At 63.4% G+C, this 19,077-nt stretch carries 17 protein-coding genes, 1 tRNA gene and 1 pseudogene; 10 read left to right on the forward strand and 9 right to left on the reverse strand.

Translation table 11 applies throughout. The features are described from left to right. The first annotated feature begins 71 nt into the window (after nt 1–71). The 5 genes from mnmA to VE25_RS06730 all read left to right on the forward strand — a co-directional run bounded on the left by mnmA (nt 72) and on the right by VE25_RS06730 (nt 4,704). Nucleotides 72–1,220, forward strand: coding sequence for a tRNA 2-thiouridine(34) synthase MnmA (mnmA, locus tag VE25_RS06710; protein ID WP_046107876.1), 1,149 nt, complete (start codon nt 72–74; stop codon nt 1,218–1,220). 48 nt (nt 1,221–1,268) lie between these two features. Next, nucleotides 1,269–1,553 (forward strand): type II toxin-antitoxin system RelE/ParE family toxin, encoded by a 285-nt coding sequence (locus VE25_RS06715; RefSeq protein WP_046107812.1) that lies wholly within the window; start codon nt 1,269–1,271, stop codon nt 1,551–1,553. Next, entirely contained in the window at nt 1,525–1,845 is a 321-nt protein-coding gene (locus VE25_RS22240) for a HigA family addiction module antitoxin (RefSeq protein ID WP_083988771.1), read from the forward strand. The genes VE25_RS06715 and VE25_RS22240 overlap by 29 nt, the downstream gene beginning before the upstream one ends. A gap of 331 nt (nt 1,846–2,176) precedes the next feature. Continuing rightward, nucleotides 2,177–2,725, forward strand: coding sequence for an RNA polymerase sigma factor (locus tag VE25_RS06725; RefSeq protein ID WP_046107877.1), 549 nt, complete (start codon nt 2,177–2,179; stop codon nt 2,723–2,725). Next, nucleotides 2,722–4,704, forward strand: a complete 1,983-nt coding sequence (locus VE25_RS06730) for a vWA domain-containing protein (RefSeq protein ID WP_046107814.1) — start codon at nt 2,722–2,724, stop codon at nt 4,702–4,704. Before VE25_RS06725 ends, VE25_RS06730 begins: the two co-directional genes overlap by 4 nt. A 184-nt stretch (nt 4,705–4,888) precedes the next feature. Here VE25_RS06730 and VE25_RS06735 read toward each other — a convergent pair whose 3' ends face one another. Further along, the gene (locus tag VE25_RS06735; protein ID WP_046107815.1) at nt 4,889–5,839 is read right to left on the reverse strand and encodes a ring-cleaving dioxygenase; all 951 of its coding nucleotides are present in this window, start codon (nt 5,837–5,839) and stop codon (nt 4,889–4,891) included. A gap of 173 nt (nt 5,840–6,012) precedes the next feature. Between VE25_RS06735 and VE25_RS06740 the strand changes: the two genes are divergently transcribed. Further along, the gene (locus tag VE25_RS06740) at nt 6,013–6,666 is read left to right on the forward strand and encodes a UdgX family uracil-DNA binding protein (RefSeq protein WP_244466875.1); all 654 of its coding nucleotides are present in this window, start codon (nt 6,013–6,015) and stop codon (nt 6,664–6,666) included. Nucleotides 6,667–6,760: 94 nt separating this feature from the next. Next, nucleotides 6,761–6,837 (forward strand) — tRNA-Met (locus VE25_RS06745). Nucleotides 6,838–7,282: 445 nt separating this feature from the next. Here the strand turns inward: VE25_RS06745 and VE25_RS06750 are convergent. The 6 genes from VE25_RS06750 to VE25_RS06775 form a co-directional block, all read right to left on the reverse strand. After that, complete coding sequence (locus VE25_RS06750; protein ID WP_046107817.1) at nt 7,283–8,416, reverse strand: ABC transporter ATP-binding protein; 1,134 nt, start codon at nt 8,414–8,416, stop codon at nt 7,283–7,285. An 81-nt stretch (nt 8,417–8,497) separates the two neighbouring features. Further along, entirely contained in the window at nt 8,498–10,558 is a 2,061-nt protein-coding gene (locus VE25_RS06755) for a beta-galactosidase trimerization domain-containing protein (protein ID WP_052731779.1), read from the reverse strand. Between the two features lie 75 nt (nt 10,559–10,633). Beyond that, nucleotides 10,634–11,929 (reverse strand): ABC transporter substrate-binding protein, encoded by a 1,296-nt coding sequence (locus VE25_RS06760; RefSeq protein ID WP_046107818.1) that lies wholly within the window; start codon nt 11,927–11,929, stop codon nt 10,634–10,636. A 57-nt stretch (nt 11,930–11,986) separates the two neighbouring features. Beyond that, complete coding sequence (locus VE25_RS06765) at nt 11,987–12,856, reverse strand: carbohydrate ABC transporter permease (protein ID WP_046107819.1); 870 nt, start codon at nt 12,854–12,856, stop codon at nt 11,987–11,989. Continuing rightward, the gene (locus VE25_RS06770) at nt 12,853–13,761 is read right to left on the reverse strand and encodes a carbohydrate ABC transporter permease (RefSeq protein ID WP_052731780.1); all 909 of its coding nucleotides are present in this window, start codon (nt 13,759–13,761) and stop codon (nt 12,853–12,855) included. Before VE25_RS06770 ends, VE25_RS06765 begins: the two co-directional genes overlap by 4 nt. Before the next feature lie 197 nt (nt 13,762–13,958). Continuing rightward, the gene (locus VE25_RS06775) at nt 13,959–14,840 is read right to left on the reverse strand and encodes a 2-hydroxy-3-oxopropionate reductase (RefSeq protein WP_083988772.1); all 882 of its coding nucleotides are present in this window, start codon (nt 14,838–14,840) and stop codon (nt 13,959–13,961) included. A 224-nt stretch (nt 14,841–15,064) separates the two neighbouring features. Between VE25_RS06775 and VE25_RS06780 the strand changes: the two genes are divergently transcribed. After that, complete coding sequence (locus VE25_RS06780; RefSeq protein WP_052731781.1) at nt 15,065–15,820, forward strand: FadR/GntR family transcriptional regulator; 756 nt, start codon at nt 15,065–15,067, stop codon at nt 15,818–15,820. A gap of 75 nt (nt 15,821–15,895) precedes the next feature. Further along, nucleotides 15,896–16,354, forward strand: a complete 459-nt coding sequence (locus tag VE25_RS06785) for a FadR/GntR family transcriptional regulator (protein ID WP_046107821.1) — start codon at nt 15,896–15,898, stop codon at nt 16,352–16,354. Nucleotides 16,355–16,750: 396 nt separating this feature from the next. On the opposite strand, the gene VE25_RS23215 is transcribed toward VE25_RS06785, so the two are convergent. Next, nucleotides 16,751–17,161, reverse strand: coding sequence for a hypothetical protein (locus VE25_RS23215; RefSeq protein ID WP_210166887.1), 411 nt, complete (start codon nt 17,159–17,161; stop codon nt 16,751–16,753). A gap of 1 nt (nt 17,162) precedes the next feature. Here VE25_RS23215 and VE25_RS22245 point away from each other — a divergent pair. Further along, nucleotides 17,163–17,511, forward strand: a pseudogene (locus VE25_RS22245) (hypothetical protein); the annotation flags it as partial. A 38-nt stretch (nt 17,512–17,549) separates the two neighbouring features. On the opposite strand, the gene arfA reads toward VE25_RS22245, so the two are convergent. After that, nucleotides 17,550–19,058 carry an arabinosylfuranosidase ArfA gene (gene arfA / locus VE25_RS06795; protein ID WP_046107823.1) on the reverse strand — a complete coding sequence of 503 codons (1,509 nt, stop codon included), beginning with the start codon at nt 19,056–19,058 and terminating at the stop codon, nt 17,550–17,552. Between the last annotated feature and the right edge of the window lie 19 nt (nt 19,059–19,077).

The raw sequence follows: 19,077 nt of genomic DNA on the forward strand, positions 1-19,077 counted from the left end.
GCGGGAAAGGATTAGAGACGGCGCCGACATACATGCCGCTGGCTCTTGACCCCAACCGGATGACCTTGAACATGCTCAACTCGCTTGATCTGCCCAAGCGCCCTGAGGACACACGCGTCGTCGTCGCGATGTCCGGGGGCGTCGATTCCTCGGTCGTTGCCGGGCTCCTCGCCCGGCAGGGCTATGAGGTGCTGGGCGTCACCCTCCAGCTCTACGATCACGGCGAAGCCACGCACCGCAAGGGCGCGTGCTGCGCCGGCCAGGACATCCACGATGCGCGCCGGGTCGCCGCAAAGCTCGGCATCCCGCACTACGTGCTCGATTACGAGGAGCGCTTCCGCAACGCCGTCATCGAGCCCTTCGCCAACGCCTACCAGCAGGGCGAGACGCCGGTGCCTTGCATCGCCTGCAACCAGTCGGTCAAGTTCGTCGACCTGATGGCGGTGGCCCAGGACCTCGGCGCGGACGTGCTCGCCACCGGCCACTATGTGCAGACGCGGCTCGAGGACGGGCGGCGCAAGCTCTACCGCCCGGTCGATTCGGACCGCGACCAGAGCTATTTCCTCTTTGCCACCACGCAGGAGCAGCTCAATTTCCTGCGCTTTCCGCTGGGCGGCATAGGAAAGGCGGAGGTGCGTGAGCTTGCCCGCGAGATGGGGCTGGAGATCGCCGAAAAGCACGACAGCCAGGACATCTGCTTCGTGCCGCAGGGCAAGTACGCCGACATCATCCGCAAGATGCATCCGGAGGCCATCGCCGAAGGTGAGATCGTCCATCTCGACGGGCGGGTGCTGGGCCGCCACAACGGGATCGTCAACTACACCATCGGCCAGCGCAAGGGCCTCGGCATCGCTGCGCAGGAGCCTCTCTACGTCGTCAAGCTCGAGCACCGCACCGGCCGCGTCATCGTCGGCCCGCGCGAGGCGTTGAAGACCCATACGGTGAGGCTGCGTGACGTCAATTGGCTCGGTGAGCGCCCGCTCGCGGAGTTCTCCGCCGGCAATGGGGCGCCGGTCGAGGTCAAGGTGCGCTCCACCCGCGGCCTACAGTCCGGCGTCGTCTCGATGCAGGGCGGGGAGGTCTTCGTCACCCTCGTTGCCGGCGAGTACGGCGTCTCACCGGGCCAGGCCTGCGTCTTCTATGCCGACGACTCGCAGACCTCGCAGGTGCTCGGCGGCGGCTTCATCGCCGAAGCGGTGCCAACGGCGTTCGCGGCTTGAAAGGAGCCATAACGTCTTGCGTTATATAACGTTACGCGTTATAAGTGCATGATCCGGGGCTTTGCCGATTCCGAAACCGAACTGATCTGGTCCGGCCGGCGGAGCCGGAAGTTACCGCCCGATATTCAGGCCACGGCGCTCCGCAAGTTGCGTCTGCTCAATCAGGCGCGGGTGCTGGCGGACCTGCGGGTTCCGCCGGGCAATCGTCTGGAGCTGCTTAAAGGCAATAGAGCCGGGCAGTACAGCATCCGGATCAACGAGCAATGGCGCATTTGCTTCATCTGGCAGGAAGGAGGACCGAGCAGTGTCGAAATCGTCGGCTATCATGACTGATATGGACCTTCTGCCCAACCCGCATCCCGGTGAGATTCTGCTCGAAGAATTCCTAAAGCCGATGGGGCTCAGCCAGAATGCGCTGGCTCGCGCTGTGCACGTTCCACCCCGCCGTATCAACGAGATCGTACTCGGCAAGCGGGCGATGACAGCCGATACCGATCTGCGATTGGCGCGGTATTTCGGCGTGTCGGAAGGATTTTTCCTCGGCCTGCAGGCAGATCACGACCTGATGGAACGACGGCGGGCTATAGAGGGCGACCTCGAGACGATCACGCCACGAGCCGCTTAGTCCCCATTCCCCGCCGCCTGCTGCTGCCTCGACAGCGTCGTTCTGCCGCCAGATCGAGAGGTTGGAGCTGATCGCTGCAACGATGAAAGTCAGCGCGACGACACCCAGCACGATGAGCAGGATGCGGCCCCGGGTATTGTTCGGCTTGCCTTCATCCATGGTCCCGCGCTCCCCGTTTTTGTCGCCCCATTGGGCGGGCGATGAAATTTTTCTAAGCTCATCCCCAAGGATCGTGCGTCGAGCCGCGTCCTAAGGTCAAGGCGCTTGGGTGAAGCGTCCGGACGCGCACGGGGAGGACTGCGATGGAGATTGGGCTTTGTCGGAAGCGGTGATGCCGCTCACGGCGGATGCGGCCGATACCGAGACAGATGTCGCCGATCTCGTGACCCTGGCGCGGGCAGGGGATCGACAGGCCTTCGTCTCGCTCGTCTCGACACACTATGACTTCGTCTATCGCACGGCCTATCGCTGGTGCGGAAACCGCAGCGATGCTGAGGACGTGGCGCAGGAGGTGTCGATCAAGCTCGCGGCCGCCATCGCAGCGTTCGATGGGCGCTCCAAGTTTTCGAGCTGGCTCTACCGCATCACGCTCAATGCCGTGCGCGACATGCAGCGGGCAAGGGCCCGGCGCGGCCGGCACGTCACCGCCCTGGCCGAGGTCAGCCCGCAGTCCGCTCCGCCAGAGCAGGAGGACGCGGCGGCGACGCGCCAGCTCTGGGCGGCGGTACGGGCCCTGCCCGACAAGCAGCGCGACGCGGTGCTGCTGGTCTATGCCGAGGACCTCACCCACGCTGCCGCCGCCGAAATCATGGGGTGCCGGGAGGCGACCGTCTCCTGGCACATCTTTGAAGCCAGAAAGACCCTGAGGGGGTTCCTATGAGCACCGAACCGAACATCGATCCACTGGCGCGCCTCGGCGGCATCGAAGCTCCGGCCGCGGACGCGGCGGCACGCACCCGCGCCATCGCCGCTGCGACGGCTGCCTTCGAGAAAGAATCTTCGCCGGGCGCCCAAGGAAAGCGCTGGGGCGAGCGTCTCAAGTCCATCTTTCCAACCTTTCAGGGAAACTGGATCATGGACACGCGCATTCCCATCGCCACGGCCGCCGTCGCGCTCCTCCTCCTGCCACTCGGCTACCAGCTCTATTCGACCACCTCGATGACGCCGCCCGTCGTGCAGCAGCCGGCGGTCGCGCCGGCCCCGGCTCCGGAGCCGGCCGAAATGGGCGAGGAGGCGGATACCGCCGCCGAAGTGCCGGTTGCGGCACCCGAGCCCGTCATGGCCGAACGGGCCAAGACCGTCGTGGTCCCGCAGTCCGGCGCCGCCTCGCCCACAATGGACATGGAAGCGATGCCCGCCCCCGCGCCGATGGCGCCGAGCCTGATGGCGACGGGGATGGCCGCGCCTGCCGATGCGATGATGGCGATGCCGGAAGCCTCCGGCGACGCGTTCGCCGCCTTCGACGAGCAGCCGGTCAAGTCCGTCGCCGAAGAGCCGGTCTCGACCTTCTCTATCGATGTCGATACCGCGAGCTACTCCTATGTGCGCCGCATGCTCGAGGACGGGCAGGTGCCGTCCCCCGACGCCGTGCGCATCGAGGAGATGATCAACTATTTCCCCTACGACTACGCCGCGCCGGAGGACGCCGAGACGCCGTTCGCCTCGACCGTCGCGCTCTATCCGACGCCGTGGAACCCCACGACGCGCCTCCTCCACATCGGCATCAAGGGCTACGAACCCCCGGTCGCGGTGGACAGGCCCAGCAACCTCGTCTTTCTCATCGATACTTCGGGATCGATGGACGAGCCCGACAAGCTGCCGCTCCTGAAGCGCGCCTTCCGCCTGCTCGTCGAGCAGCTGTCGGACAACGACACGATCTCGATCGTCACCTATGCCGGCTCGGCCGGCGTGGCGCTGGAACCGACCTCGGCCGGCGACAAGGCCAAGATCCTCGCCGCGCTCGACAACCTCTGGGCTGGCGGTTCAACGGCCGGAGTCGAGGGCATCGAGCTTGCCTACCAGCTGGCCGAAAAGGCGAAGGTCGAGGGCGGCGTCAACCGGGTGATCCTCGCCACCGACGGCGATTTCAATGTCGGCATCTCCGACCCGCAGGAGCTCGAAGACTTCATCGCGCAAAAGCGCGGCAGCGGAGTCTTCCTCTCCGTCCTCGGTTTCGGTGCCGGTAATCTCGGCGACGACACCATGCAGAGCCTTGCCCAGAGCGGCAACGGCAACGCCAGCTACATCTCGAGCTTCCGCGAGGCGCAGAAGGTGCTCGTCGAGGAGATGGGCGGCACGCTCGAAACCATCGCCAAGGACGTCAAGATCCAGGTCGAGTTCAACCCCGCCATGGTCTCGGAGTACCGGCTCGTCGGCTATGAGACGCGCACGCTCAACCGCGAGGATTTCAACAACGACAAGGTCGATGCCGGGGAAATCGGCGCGGGCCATACCGTCACCGCGATCTACGAAGTGACGCCGGCGGGCTCCGATGGCGCGCTGATCGACTCGCTGCGCTACGGCTCGGATGAGCCGGCCGCCGGCGGCAACTCGGACGAATACGCGTTCCTGCGGATGCGCTACAAGCTGCCCGACAGCGACGTCAGCCAGCTTATCGAAACGCCGGTGACGGCCGAGGTCGCCTATGACGACATCACCTCGGCGCCCGCCGACATGCGCTTCGCCGCCGCCGTCGCCGCCTTCGGGCAGAAGCTCAAGGGCTCCGTCTATGCCGGCGATATGGATTGGCAGACGATCCGCGCGCTCGCCCAGGGTGCCCGTGGGAAAGACGAAGCCGGCTACCGCGCCGAGTTCGTCCAGCTCGTCGACCTTGCGGCCTCGCTGAGGCCGGACCGGTAGAGTATGGCACCCTTTCCCTTCTCCCCTTGTGGGAGAAGGTGCCCCGAAGGGGCGGATGAGGGGTCCGCGATAGCGCCACAAGCGCGGGAGCACGAGACAGCATCGCAGACCCCTTACGCAGATTTTCCGCTGAACGCGGAAAATCTGTCCCTCTCCCACAGGGGGAGAGGGATGGGGCGCCAAACTACGCCAGCGGCTTCAGCCCCGCCTCGATCGAAGCCCTATGCGGCTCGAGGAACGGCGGCAGCGACAGGCTTTCGCCGAGCGTCTCCAGCGGTTCGTCGGCGGTAAAGCCGGGGACGTCGGTGGCGATCTCGAAGAGGATGCCGTTGGGCTCGCGGAAGTAGAGCGAGGTGAAGTAGTAGCGCTCCACCTCACCGCTCGAACGCAGGCCTGCTTCGGAGACCCGCGCGATCCACTGGCGCAGCGTCTCCTGGTCGGGCGTGCGGAACGCCACGTGGTGGACGCCGCCGGCGCCGGGCCGCACGAAGTCGAGATCGGGCTGCACGGCAACGTGCAGCTCGGCCGAAGGTCCGCCCGGTCCCATCTCGAAAACGTGGACATCGCCGGTTTTGGTGCGGTCGGGATAGGTCCTCGCCTCGCGCATGTTCATTACCTGCGTCAAGACCCGCGCGGTCGGCTCGAGCCGCGGCACGCTCATGGTGATGGGGCCGAGGCCGATGATCTGCTTGTCGGCCGGCACCGGGCTCTTCTCCCAGGCCTTGGCGGTATTGGCCGGATCGACGACCAGCCGGAAGCGCTGGCCCTCGAAATCCTCGAACTCGAGCGAGACATGCCCGAACCGCTCCTTGATGGCGCTGACGCCAACGCCGGAATTCTGCAGGTGGTCCTTCCACCATTCGAGCGTTTCCTCACTGTCGACGCGCAGGCCCGTGCGCACGATCGAGTGCGTGCCGCGTTTTTCGGGCGCGGCAGGAAAATCGAAGAAGGTCAGGTCCGCGCCGGGCGAGGCGACGCCGTCGCCGTAGAAGAGGTGATACGCCGTGGTGTCGTCCTGGTTAACCGTCTTCTTGATGAGCCGCATGCCGAGGGTCTGCGTATAGAATTTCAGGTTGCGCGGGGCCTGAGCCGTCACCGCCGTCAGGTGGTGGATGCCGCCGAGTTCGAGGGTCATGTCGTGTCTCCTGAAAGGCGCGTGTTCATGCGCCGTTTGCCTTGCCCAACACATAGGACGGTTCGCCTTGCCACGTCAGGCGGACAACGCCGACAGGCCGTTGCCGATTCTCGAACGATATGCATCGCAACTGGCGCGGTGGTTGCCCGTTTCTCAAAGGAATGGAGCATGCCATGGTTGCCAAGTCATCGGTCACCGCCCGGCCGGTCGATCCGAACCAGCCCGATCCGCCGATCGGGAGTTTAGCCGAGGCCCGCGCCTCGATAGACGAGTGCCGGCGCTGCGAGCTCTACAAGGCCGCAACGCAGGCCGTCTTCGGCGAGGGACCGCAGCATGCCAGCGTCCTCTTCGTCGGCGAGCAGCCGGGCGACCAGGAAGACCTTGCCGGCAAGCCCTTCGTCGGCCCGGCCGGACGCCTCTTCGACAGCTACCTCGAGCGGGTCGGCATCGACCGCAGCAGAGTTTACGTCACCAATGCGGTCAAGCACTTCAAGTTCGAGCCGCGCGGCAAGCGGCGCCTGCACAAGCGCCCGGACGCCGCCGAAATCGCCGCCTGCCGCTTCTGGCTGGACCTCGAGATGCAGTTCCTCGAGCCCAACCTCATCGTGGCGCTCGGCGCCACCGCCGCCCGCAGCGTTCTCGGCAAAGTGGTGACCATCGGCGAATTGCGCGGCAAGCCCATCGAGCGGGGCAACGCCCCGGCGGTCTTCGTCACCATCCACCCCTCCTTCCTCCTGCGCATCCGCGCCCGGCCGGAATACGAGCAAGAGGCAGAAAAGTTCGAAGCCGATCTCGCCGCCATCCGCGACTACGCGCAGGCGGGCTGAGAAGGCCTCGGGCATGCTTGACACGAGGGACACGCAAACCTAATAAGTCGCGGCGCTCACAAGCGCCGCCGCGCACCGCCGCGGTCCCCTTCGGGGCGGAGTAGCTCAGTTGGTTAGAGCAGTGGAATCATAATCCATGTGTCGGGGGTTCAAATCCCTCCTCCGCTACCAATTTGTATCACCGGTTTGGGGCTGGGCAGCCACTGCCGCATCGCGCTGCGGGGTTCGGACTACCGCGTGGCGGTCTCGCCGATGTTGAAGGTGGCGCAACTGGTGCAAGAATCCGAAACCAGCCAGACATTAGTTCTCGTGCGTCCGTGCTCATGGGGGCATGCAGCGGCTCAACATGAAGATGGATGCCGAAGGACTGGTCGAGCGCCGCACCGTGGAAACCCTTGTCGACCTCTGTCATCGAAGCCCGACTGCGTGGGCGTCCGCTATTCGTTGATCCTGCAGGCTTTGGGCGGCATCGATGGCTTTCGTCAACACCAACGTCCTGCTCGAAAATGCATCAGAAGGGGGGCGACGTCTCCATCCCCAGGCAGTGCCGTTTTCATTTCCTTCGGCACGACTGTCCGGCTCGTGGGGTCAACTTGCGCGAATGCTGGTGCCCAAGTCACCGTATCGCATCTTGGTTCGAGCGTAACCAAGAGGTGCGAACTAGGATGCGTTGACGCTTCTCTAAGCTCAGCCGCGCCCCGGTCAAATTGTCGAATAGGTGTACCGCGTTGGAATCGATGGTCACGGATACGGTTTGTCCGGGCTTGAGGTCGACGCGCTGGCGGAAATAGACCGTCAGTTGTTCATCGCCGCATCGGCCATGCACGAGCGTGTCGGCGCCCGTTGGCTCCACGACATCCACGATCAACTCGATACCGTCATCCTCCAGACTGATCTGCTCGGGGCGAATGCCGTATGAAATGGCCTGACCGGGCTTAACGTTGGCATTCTGGGGCAAGGGCCATATCGACCCGATCCCGCTTCGAAATTCGTTAGTTCCGTTCCGATTTTCGACGGTTCCGGACAGGATGTTCATCGCCGGAGAGCCGATGAACCCGGCGACAAAGATATTAGCAGGCTTGTCGTAGAGCTCCAGTGGCGTGCCGAACTGCTCCACAACGCCGTCATGCATGATGACGATGCGGTCGCCCATGGTCATGGCCTCGACCTGATCATGGGTCACATAGATCGTCGTGGTCTTGAGGCGCTGGTGCAGCGCCTTGATCTCGGAGCGCATCTGCACGCGCAGCTTGGCGTCGAGATTGGACAGCGGCTCGTCGAAGAGGGAGACGGCCGGATCGCGCACGATGGCGCGGCCCATGGCGACGCGCTGGCGCTGCCCGCCGGAAAGCTGGCGCGGATAGCGGTCCAGCAGCGCATTGAGACCCAGGATTTCGGAGGCATGGGCGACGCGGCGGTCGATCTCGTCCTGCGGCACCTTCTTGAGGCGCAGCGAGAAGGCCATGTTCTTTTCCACGGTCATATGCGGATAGAGCGCATAGTTCTGGAACACCATGGCGATGTCGCGTTCCTTGGCCGGCAGGTCGTTGACTACCCTGCCGCCGATCTTGATGTCGCCGTCGCTGATTTCTTCCAGTCCGGCGATCATGCGCAGCAGCGTCGACTTTCCGCAGCCTGAAGGCCCGACGAGAATGACGAATTCACCGTCCGTGATCTCGGCCGAAACCTGCTTGAGGGCATGAAAGTTGCCGTAAAATTTGTCCGCGTTGGCGATGGTAACGCCGGCCATGATGATCCTCCCTGTTCTCGAGCCGGACCGATCCGCGATCGGTCCGACCATGGTCGTGGAGCGCCGCGCGCTCCGGACGTGCTATCGCGCCAAGGGTACCCGGATGACCTCATAGAGGTCGAGGCGGGGCAGGGCGATCTCGATACCGGCGCCGCTATTGCGGATATCGGCGGGGGCACCGGAGACCAGCAGCTCGGCGGTGCCCGCCGCGCCGCTAATATGCAGCTTGCCACCATCCACCGGCACGTGCGGGCCGAAGGATTTGCGGCGGGCGCCGGTCTGGTTGATCAGGTGGATGACGAGACCGGACTGGTCACGGCCCATGATCATCTCCACCTGTTCGGGCAGGTCGGCAGCGACCGGCGTGTCGACGACGCCCCTGATGGTGTCGAGGAAATAATCGCGTATCTCGGTGGTGCCGAATTCGCGATAGGTGCGGCCCACCGACCACGGGATCTGGATGACACTGCCATAGCGGCTGGCGCTGGCGGCGGCCGGCTCGCCGCCGGTCACGTGGCCATAACACTTTTCCGGCGGGCCGAACGGCGCCTGGGGCAACATCACCCCGATGCGCACGGCATTGGGCTTCCAAACGAAATGGGCATAGCTGCCATAGACCGGAATGGTGGGCGCGGCATAGTGGAAGGCCTGCGCCTCCGGCTGCGCGGAGGTGGAGACATAGGTGGCCCAGAGCGCCTGGCCCTTGTCCGGCGTGCCCACGCGCATGATCGAGGGGGCAGTGGCCAATTCGACCCCGCCATGGCCGGTGACGCCGCTGGAGCCGGTGAGCACGACATTGCCGCCCGCTTCCACGAAACGATCCAGCGCCGCCGCCGCCCCCGCGACCAGGGCGCCGAGATCGGGCAGGACCACGAGGCGGTATTTGTCCAAGAGGCCCTCGGCATCCATCTTGGCGATGAGGTCGGCGCCGACCACGTCGAAGGGAATGTGCTTTTCCTTGAAGGCGCTGTAGAGCCCGCGGAATTCCTCGACGCTGTCTTCATAGCCCGGATCGGCGGCGCGCAGCCGGTCCGGCCGGGCCAGGGCGATGCCGCCGCCCGGCTGCAATTGGCCATACATGTCCTTGTGGTCGCGGAAGAAGCGCGAAATCTCGCCGGCCAGCGGCAGGTTGGCATAGGGAATGCGGCCGGGCGCGCCCATGATATAGGTAGACGGATTGCCGCCCCGGGCAATGGCCTGCAGCAGATATTGCGCGAAATGCTCGGGCTGTTCGCCGGCCATGCGATAGGGCATGTCCACGAAGGACACCGAATTGACCATCAGCGACACCTCGGGCAGGCCGGTCATGTGGGCGCTGACATTTTCCGAGGTCGAATGGTGCCAGAGTTCGCGGCCGAAGGCGTTGTTGGCCTCGTAATAGATCACCGGCGCGCCACGGCTGAGCACCAGGGCCGCATCGGGGCGACGCGACAGGATGTGGTCGGAAATCTTGGTGGCCAGGGCGCGGATCACGCCATTGGAGAAGCGTAGCCATTCGGGATAATTGGCGTGGCCCGGCCCGTCGGGCAGCTCCTTGCCGCCGCTATATTCGGCGAAGGTGGCCTGGCATTTCTGGCAATGGCAGACGCCGTGATAGACGCGGCTGTAATCGGTTTCCGAAAAGCCGAACCAGTTGAAGAAGAAGCCGTCGACCGGATAGCGCTCCATGATCTCGTCGAGAATGTCGAGCGAGCGGTGCTGGTAGTAATCGGCTGAGGGGCAGGCGCTGTAGAGCGTATTGTAGATCTGCGGCTCGCCCTTGGGGGACACGAAGAGCCAGTCGGGATGCTCCTGGGCGATATGGGTCGACATCTTGGAGAAGTCGCAGCGGGCCAGCACGCGGATGCCGCGTTTATGGGCGGCCTTGACGGCATCGCCGATCAGGTCGCCGGACGGCCGGTCGGCCAGGAAGGGATTGCGCGTCTGGAAGGGCAGGTCGCTGGGATAGAAGGAGACGATGCCGCCGGTATTGATCAGCCAGGTATCGGCGCCATGCTCCTCGATGATGTCGAGCACACGCTCCACGTCCATGACCGCATCGACTTCCTGCAGATTGGTCTGGAACACGGAGAACGGGCTGCGCCACCACTCCTTGCCTTCGGTGGCCGCATGATTGTTCGAAGGCTTGGCGCCCATGGACATGATACACTCCTGATTAAAGCTGCGGTCTTGCCGACGATGGGAATGGGCCGGCCTGGCGAGGCCGACCCGAAATGGCTAGGCGCGGCGCAGCAGCGCGTTGCCCTGATTGACGAATTCCTCGGCCGCCTGCTGCACGCCATAGGCGCCGAAGCCGACATTCTCGTTGACGCGCCGCATGAGGTCGTTGACGGCACGCTCGCCCCGATGCACCGGCGGCGCGGGATTGGCCTGGGCCAGGGCGGCCTGGCTGTGGCGCAGCACCTTCTGGTCCACCTCGCTAATATCCTCCAGCGCCAGCACCGCCTCCAGCGCCGGACGCGAGGCCGGCGGCCCACTGACCAGGCCCAGAATGCTCGCCGATTCCGGGTCGCTGACGAACCAGTCCATCAGATGGGCGGCCTCCTGCTTGAAATTGCTGCGGGCATTGAGGGTGAGCGAACTGGTCGGACGGGGGAAATAGCCCGGATTGTCGGAGCCGACCGGGGCAGGCGGCGCCATCATGCCCAACGTGTCGGTGGTAAGCGCCTGATAGCCCCCAGCCAGGTCCTGCGAGGCCATGTTGGCGAAAATGGCGCGGCCGCGCACCAGCGGGCTGTTGGGCCATTCGGTGCCGGTGAACTGGGCCTGCAAATCCGGCGGCACGGTGGCGCCGGTTTCGCGCATCTTGTTCCAGTATTCGAGCCAGGCTGCCACTTCATCGACACTGACGCCGAGCTCGTTTTCGGTAAACAAGGTGCGCCCCTGAGCCACCAGGGTCATGCCCAGATCGCCCAGTCGCGCGCCGCCATCGTGACAGCCATACATGCTGCTGTCGGCCTTGTGCACCTCGGCGCAGTAAAGGGCGAAGTCGTCGTAGTTCCAGCTCTCGGGCGGCGCATCCAGGCCCAGCCGCTCGATGGCGGACTGGTTATAGCCCATGCCCTGGATCGACACGGCGATGGGCAGGCCATAGAGCGTGCCGTTGACGCGCCCCAGATCGAGCACCGCCGTTTCGAACAGGTCGCCCCGGATCGGGTCGGGGATAAGGTCGTCGAGAGGCTCCAGCGCCTCGCGGGTGGCGTATTGCTCGAGGTCGCCGCTGCTGAGCGTGATCACGTCGGGCGCATTGCCGCCGGCGACCATGGCCGCGATCTTGTCCGGCCAGGCATCGCTGGGAACGCCCTCATAGACCACGTTGATCTCCGGATGCAGCTCGGCATAGCGGGCAACCGAATTGCCGCGGATGGCGAGCTTTTCGGCATTGCCGAAAATGCCGAACCGGACAGGCCCCGTCTGGGCGCGGGCGCCCGTGGTCCCAAGGGCCAGCGCACCGAGAGCGGCCGTGCCGCCCAGAAGCACGCTGCGGCGTGAAAGGTTGAATCTTCTATTCATAGTCACTCCTCCTCTATGCCTGCCGTGCAGGCGGTTGGCGGGGAGAGGCTGTTATGCTCAGCCCTTCAGCCCCGAAGTTGCGATTCCTTCCACCAGCCTGCGCTGGAAGATCAGGAAGACGACGAATGTTGGGATCAGACTCAGGGCCGACATGGCGAGTAATTGCCCATAGGCGCCGCCCGAGGAGTCGACCAGGGTGCGCAGCCCGACCGGGACCGTCAGCGATTCCGGCGAGGTCAGGTAGATGAGCTGCGAGAAGAAGTCGTTATAGGTCCAGATGAAGGTGAAGATGATGGTGGTGATCAGTGCCGGTTGCAGCAGCGGGAAGATGATGCTGGTGAAAATCCGGAAGGTGCTGCACCCGTCGATGGTCGCCGCCTCGTCCAGCTCGCGCGGGATGCGGCGGATGAACTGCACCATCAGGAAGATGAAGAACGCATCTGTGGCCAGGAATTTCGGCACGATCAGCGGCAGATAGGTGTTCACCCAGCCGAGACGCGCGAACATGACATATTGGGGGATGAGCAGCACGTGCGAGGGCAACATCAGCGTCAGCAGCATGATGGTGAACAGCGTGCGCTTGAACGGAAATTCGAGCCGGGCAAAGGCATAGGCCGTAAGCGAGCAGGCCAGCACATTGCCGATCACCGCGCCCAGGCAGATCATGAAGGAATTGATGTAGTACTGGGTGAAGCTCGGATTGGTGGCGAACCAGCCGGTGAAGTAATTGCTCAGATCGATATCGTTGGGCAGAGCGGCCGGATTGCTGAAGATTTCCTGGTCCGACTTGATCGAACTCATCAACATCCAGAGCAGGGGATAGATCATGATCGCCGCGCCGCCGATCAGTACCGCATAGGTGACGATCCGGGGCAGCGAAATGGGGGCCTTTCGGCGCGGCAGCGGCGCATAGGTGGCGATGCTCATCTGTCGTCTCCGTAGTAGACCCAGCGGCGGGACGCCCAGAAATTGAGGGCGGTGAAGGCGCCGATGATGAGCAGCAGCACCCAGCCCATGGCCGAGGCATAGCCCATGCGGAAGCTGGTGAAGCCCTCCTGGTAGAGGTAGAGCGTGTAGAACAGGGTGGAATCCGCCGGCCCGCCACTGCCGCCGCTGACGATGTAGGCGGAGGTGAAGGCCTGGAACGAGTTGATGATGCCCAACACGAGATTGAAGAATATCACCGGCGTGATCATCGGCAGCGTGACATTGCGGAACTTCTGCCAACGCCCTGCGCCGTCGATCTCTGCGGCCTCATAGAGCTCGTTGGGCACCTGTTGCAGGCCGGCCAGGAAGATGATCATTGCCGAGCCGAACTGCCAGATATGCAGCAGGACCAGGGTGTAGAGGGCGTATTGCGGGGTGGAAATCCAGTTGGGCGCATCGATGCCGAACAGCAACAGGCCCTGATTGACGACCCCCTCGCCCCCGAAAATCTGCCGCCACATGACGGCGACCGCGACGCTGCCGCCCAGCAGGGACGGCAAGTAATAGATGCCGCGGAACAGGCCCAGCCCGCGCACCTTCTGATTGAGCAGCACCGCGATGGCGAGCGCGAAGACCAGGTTCAGCGGCACGCCGAGCAGCACATAGATGAAGGTGACCTGCAGCGCTTTCTTATAGCGCGGGTCGAAGGTGAACATATCGACGAAATTGGACAGGCCCACCCAATTGGGGATGCGCAACATGTCAAAATCGGTGAACGACAGATAGAGCGAGGCTAGCAGGGGACCTGCCGTCAACAGGATCATCCCGCCGAACCAGGGTAGAAGGAAAAGATAGGCCTCGAAATTCTGGCGCTTGCGGCGTCGCGCCGTCTTGGGCGCCTCCATTGGGGAATTGGCGGCCTGAGCGGTCATGCCGAGCCTCCCCTTGCCGGCTCTGCGGTAATTCTGGCTGCTAAGGTCAACGATCCTCCTCCGCCCCTCCTCCGTGAGGTGCGTTGTTTGCGTTCGCTCCGGTATGAAACCACCCGTTCTTTCGCTCTTTGAGGCGAGACTTCGGGTCGTTTCAGGTCAATTTCGAGCCGTCACGCCCGAGCGTCCGGTGATATATCGCCGAGCGCCCGGAACATGACTGAATGGTCCTTGCCGCCGAGGCCCCTGGACACGGCCGAGTTCATTAGCTGGACGGTCGCCGCCGTATTGGGCAGGGCGATGTCTAGGTTGCGCGCCGTTTCCAGCGCAATGTTGAGGTCTTTCCGATGCAGTTTTAGCGCGAAGCCGGGATCGAAGGTCTCGTCGATCATCCGCTGTCCATGCAGCTCCAGAATCCGCGATTGGGCAAATCCGCCCATCAAGGCGGTCTTGAGCGTGCCCAGGTCAACGCCGGCCCGCTCAGCCAGAAGGAAGGCCTCGCCTACGCATTCAATGGTCAGGCCGACAATGATCTGGTTGGCGACCTTCACCACCTGCCCGCATCCCACCGGGCCGACATGGGTGATGGTCTTGCCCAGGACTTCGAAAACGGGTCGGGCACGCTCGAAATCCTCGGCCTCGCCGCCCACCATGATCGTCAGCGTGCCGCCCTTGGCGCCGACCTCGCCGCCCGACACGGGGGCATCGAGATAATGCGCGCCCAGTTTCCGGACGCGTTCGGCGAAATCCCGCGTGGCGACCGGCGCGATCGAGCTCATGTCGATCAGCAGACCATTGCCCGAAAGCCCGGAGGCCACGCCGTTGGGGCCGAAAAGCACGGTTTCCACGTCCTGAGTGTCAGGTACCATGAGAATCACGATATCGGCGCCCCGCGCCGCTGCGGCCGGCGTGTCGACGCCATAAGCGCCCTTGTCGACCAGATATTGCGACTGCGCCTTCACGCGATTGATTTGCAGTTTGTGCCCGGCGTCGATCAAGCGTTCCGCCATGGGCCGCCCCATGGTTCCCAAGCCGATAAATCCGATCGTCGCCACCGCGCAGCTCCCTAACTCACGTGCCTGTGCACTTGCTATTGACTCAGAACTAACAAATTAAGTCATCTATAACAAGTTTGTTGTTTTTGATTTTTCCACGGGGCGGCGATCACGCGCGGAAGTGACCTGATTGCAGGCTGTGGCGCGTACTTATAGGCGCTTCGCTGTCCAGATTTGACATTTTTGGGACCATAGTTGTCAAAACTCCCGGAAGTGGGCAGGATATGTCCGAACAAATGAGGGGAAAGCCGTTGGCTATCCAGGAAGAGAGCAGGGCGGCGGGCAGGCATCAGAGCCTGTCCAGCGTTGTCTATAATGAGATGCGTGCCCTCATCATGCAGGGAAAGTGGACTCCCTCGTCGCGCCTGCCCTCCGAGGCTGAGCTTTGCAAGCAGTTCAATGTGTCCCGCCCGGTCGTGCGCCAGGCGCTGGCGGCGTTACGCGACGATGGGCTGGTTCTGTCCCGCCAGGGATCGGGCAGCTTCGTGCAGCCCGGCGTGGTGCCGACGGCCAGCGAGCCGCAGGTCCAGTTTCCACCTTTGACAAGTGTTGCCGACCTTGAATCCTTTCTGAATTTCCGGGAGGGGATCGAGGGGGAGGCGGCGGCCATTGCCGCGCGACGCCATACCGAACCCCAGCTCCAGACGCTCCGCGAGGTTGCCGCCCACCTGGGCGCCAGCTCCAGCCTGGCCGAGGGCGACTACGAATTTCACCGCGCGGTGGCTGCGGCCTCGGGCAATCCGTTCTATCTCAACAGCCTGGAATCGTTGCGGTCCCACATCATGTTCGGGCTGGGCATCACCTGGACATTCGGCGCCGGGCAGGGCGATTTCCAGCAAACGGTACAGACTCATCATGGCGCTCTCGTCGAGGCCATCGCCGCGCGGGATGCAGGTGCGGCGCGGGACGCCATGCGGCGCCATCTGCAATGGGAGCGCGCGAAATTGATGACCGGACAATTCCCCGAAGACGGCCTTTGACATTGCCTGGAGGACTTGGCGTGTTATGGTTTTCGCAGGGCGCAGCGGCAACGGCCTTGATGTGGAGGAGCATCGATGATCGCAATCTCGTCTTTCGACGTGCAATCGGGAAAAAGCTGCTTCGAATTCCGGATGGGTATCGAAGGGGAAGCAGCGGCCGCAGCGGCGCGCAAGCGATCGACGGCGGATTTGATCATCCTGCGTGACATTATAAGGCAGATGGAAGGCCTTCAGCATAACGGGCAGCCGGGGCTGAACGAGGACTTCGCCTTCCATCTCGGCGTGGCCCGCGCTTCGCACAACGATTATTATGTCAGCGTGCTGCAATCGCTCAAGGCGACGATCTTCGAAGGCATGCTCTATGCGCGCACCACCTCCGGCCTGAAGACGGTCGAAAAGGTCGCTGCCATCAACGAGCAGCATCGCCTGGTCCTCGATGCCATTGTCGAACAGGACGCCGATGCGGCGCGTGCCGCCATGCGCGGCCATCTGCTGCGATGCCGCATCTCGACAAATCACTGGCATCTCGCTTGAGCCGGCTCGCGTCAAGCATAAGGCCTTGACGTGAGGCGGTTTTGTTCAGAAAGAACTATTTTTACAATTCTGTACAAGTTGCATTAAAAAGGACAAGTTGCGCATAGGGTAGTTCCTGCGATTAGCGGTGCTTCGGCGTGGCGGCTGGCAGCCGGCGGGCAAGCGCGAACGGCGCGGCCTGCTCCCTGGGATTCAGGGGCTTTCTACATCGATTGGTAGCGCGTCCCTCCTCAGCACCATCAATCCCCCCAACTTCATCGCCGAATGCGTGTCACCGCAACGTGCCACCTTGATTCAGGCTCTCGCGGCGGAGGGTCTGCTTGGCGGCAATGTAAGCAAACAGAGTTGGTGAGTTGATGCCTGGAACTGCTCAGCCGAAGCGTTCCATACCCTGTATCAAGTCCAATACTGAACGGAACGATCCTGCTCATCGTATGGCGGCCACGCGCAGCAGCCGGTCCTTGCGAAGTCGATCAGGGATTGTGCCATGCGCAAGCTAAGGCCGTGCGCAGAGGCATCGTTCTTGGCGAGCGGCATCCGGTTGAGGCTGTTAAAAACAAACGGCTCATCAAAGCCATGGGCAGCTCCAAGTCGGTCGTTCTCGAACGGGGGGACCATGCGAACTCGTATGCATAGCCCGTGCCGCCCGCCTCGGCATGGACGGCGAGCGACAAGAAGATTTCTTCGTATTGCGTCCAGGTTCAGCCCCGGTTTCTCTGCGCAAAGTGCATCAAGCACGTTGGCTGCGTTATCTGGATGAAAGCGGGCAATGGTCAGCAGCTGATCGCGGCGGGCGACTTCTGGCATCCCGATACCGGCTTCGCAAAAGGCCCTGGGGAAGGCCGCTGGCGAATTTCGGAGCTCGACCGCGTCGAGGCCAATGAGGCCTTCGCCGCCCAGGCTTGCGCCGTCAATGCCGGCATGGGCTGGGACCCGGAAAATCGTCAACGTCAATGGCGGCGCCATCGCTCTGGATCATCCCATCGGCGCATCGGGCGCCCGGATCCTGGTGACGTTGCTGCATGAACTGCCGCTCGAAGTCGAGGCATGGACTGGCTACCCTGTGCATAGGTGGTGGCATGGGAGTCGCCATGTGCGTCGAGAAGATGGGCGATCATGATCAGCGAGCCACCATGAACTCGGCACTGGATGAGTGACCCGGGCCAAAGGGAGGAAGGCCCGGGTCTCTGGAACGTCACCTGATGGCGATGACGTTCCAGGAGGCTGGTTTGAGCTTGGCCTTCAAGACCTCGCCGTCAACGCTGACAGAGTCCAGCTTGCGGGGCACGATATTGTCCGGGTGGTCGACGCTGTTGACGGCCTTGAGATCCGGATTGGCCAATTCATGCGTCTCGACCACGCCACGGCTCGCGCCCAGACCCTTGAGGTTCACCGTGAGGTCCATCTCTTCGGCGAGGTGCCGATTGGCGGCGATGACCACGGTCTGGCCGGTGCTGGCATCGTGCATGACCGTCGAGAGCAAGTAGGGCACGTCATGCCAGGTCTTTGCCGAATAACTCGGGCTGTCGACCACCTGCCGCAGCACCTGACCATGGCCGTACTTGCTGGCGAGCGACAGGGGCCAGAAAATGGTCTGCCGCCAAGCCGGGCCGCCATCGACGGTCATGATCGGAGCGATGCAGTTCACCAGTTGGGCAAAGCAGGCGACCTTGACCCGATCGGCATTGTTCAGCAGCGCCTGCATGGCGCCGCCGATCAGCAGCATGTCCTCGACGGTGTAGGATTCCTCGATGAGGGGCAGGCGCTCGGGCCATTTGCCGCGGGGCGCCTTCTTTTCCTCGATCGGCCAGCGGGCGCCGATGTTCCATTCGTCGAACGAGACCATGATGCGCTTGGTGGAGCGGCGCTTGCCGGCAACCGCATCGCACATGGCCACGATCTCCTTGATGTAGCCGTCCATCTGGTCGGCCCAGGCGAGATATTCGGCCGTGTCGTTGTGATCGTTCTTGAAGTACATGTGCGGGCAGATGAAATCGACATAGTCGAAGGCATCCTCGAGCACGATGCGCTCCCATTCCCCATAATGCGGCATGCCGCGGGCGGCCGAGGGGGCCAGGGTCAGTTGCGTATCGGGATCGATCCACTTGATGGCTTTGGCCGTCTCGGCAGCAAGCCGGCCGTAGGTTTCGGCCGAATGCGCGCCGATCTGCCACCATCCGTCCGGTTCATTGCCCAGGCACCAGACCTTGACCTTGTGCGGCTCGGCATAGCCGTGCTCGATCCGCAGGTCGCTCCACTTGCTGCCGCCTTTGTGGTTGCAGTATTCCACGTAGTCGAGCGCACTCTGGAACCCCTGCGACTCCAGGTTGATCGCCAGCATCGGTTCGGTTCCGACCACCTTGCACCAATCGATGAACTCGTTGGTGCCGATCTTGTGGGTCTCGATGACGTACCGGGAAAGGTCCAGCGTACGCGGACGCTGTTCACGCGGGCCAATCCCGTCCTTCCAGTTATAACCTGAAAGGATATTGCCGCCCGGATAGCGCACGATGGTGACGCCGAGCTCACGAACAAGTTCGATGACGTCGTGACGGAAGCCGTGCTCGTCGGCGGTCGGATGTCCCGGTTCCCAGATCCCGCCGTAGACCTGGCGGCCCATCTGCTCGATGAAGTTGCCGAAAATTCGCCTGTCGATGTCCGAGAGGACGAAGTCGGCGCTGACGGTTACGCTTGCCTTGACCATTTTGTGTGCGCCGCAGCGC

The sequence above is a fragment of the Devosia geojensis genome (assembly GCF_000969415.1).
Lineage (GTDB): Bacteria > Pseudomonadota > Alphaproteobacteria > Rhizobiales > Devosiaceae > Devosia > Devosia geojensis.

What these genes read in the sequence shown, in the direction of transcription:
- mnmA (WP_046107876.1), top strand. Translation starts at nt 72, where the DNA reads ATGCTCAACTCGCTTGATCTGCCCAAGCGCCCTGAGGACACACGCGTC.
- VE25_RS06715 (WP_046107812.1), top strand. Translation starts at nt 1,269, where the DNA reads ATGATCCGGGGCTTTGCCGATTCCGAAACCGAACTGATCTGGTCCGGC.
- VE25_RS06725 (WP_046107877.1), top strand. Translation starts at nt 2,177, where the DNA reads ATGCCGCTCACGGCGGATGCGGCCGATACCGAGACAGATGTCGCCGAT.
- VE25_RS06730 (WP_046107814.1), top strand. Translation starts at nt 2,722, where the DNA reads ATGAGCACCGAACCGAACATCGATCCACTGGCGCGCCTCGGCGGCATC.
- VE25_RS06735 (WP_046107815.1), bottom strand. Translation starts at nt 5,839, where the DNA reads ATGACCCTCGAACTCGGCGGCATCCACCACCTGACGGCGGTGACGGCT.
- VE25_RS06740 (WP_244466875.1), top strand. Translation starts at nt 6,013, where the DNA reads ATGGTTGCCAAGTCATCGGTCACCGCCCGGCCGGTCGATCCGAACCAG.
- VE25_RS06750 (WP_046107817.1), bottom strand. Translation starts at nt 8,416, where the DNA reads ATGGCCGGCGTTACCATCGCCAACGCGGACAAATTTTACGGCAACTTT.
- VE25_RS06755 (WP_052731779.1), bottom strand. Translation starts at nt 10,558, where the DNA reads ATGTCCATGGGCGCCAAGCCTTCGAACAATCATGCGGCCACCGAAGGC.
- VE25_RS06760 (WP_046107818.1), bottom strand. Translation starts at nt 11,929, where the DNA reads ATGAATAGAAGATTCAACCTTTCACGCCGCAGCGTGCTTCTGGGCGGC.
- VE25_RS06765 (WP_046107819.1), bottom strand. Translation starts at nt 12,856, where the DNA reads ATGAGCATCGCCACCTATGCGCCGCTGCCGCGCCGAAAGGCCCCCATT.
- VE25_RS06770 (WP_052731780.1), bottom strand. Translation starts at nt 13,761, where the DNA reads ATGGAGGCGCCCAAGACGGCGCGACGCCGCAAGCGCCAGAATTTCGAG.
- VE25_RS06780 (WP_052731781.1), top strand. Translation starts at nt 15,065, where the DNA reads ATGTCCGAACAAATGAGGGGAAAGCCGTTGGCTATCCAGGAAGAGAGC.
- VE25_RS06785 (WP_046107821.1), top strand. Translation starts at nt 15,896, where the DNA reads ATGATCGCAATCTCGTCTTTCGACGTGCAATCGGGAAAAAGCTGCTTC.
- VE25_RS23215 (WP_210166887.1), bottom strand. Translation starts at nt 17,161, where the DNA reads ATGCCAGAAGTCGCCCGCCGCGATCAGCTGCTGACCATTGCCCGCTTT.
- arfA (WP_046107823.1), bottom strand. Translation starts at nt 19,058, where the DNA reads ATGGTCAAGGCAAGCGTAACCGTCAGCGCCGACTTCGTCCTCTCGGAC.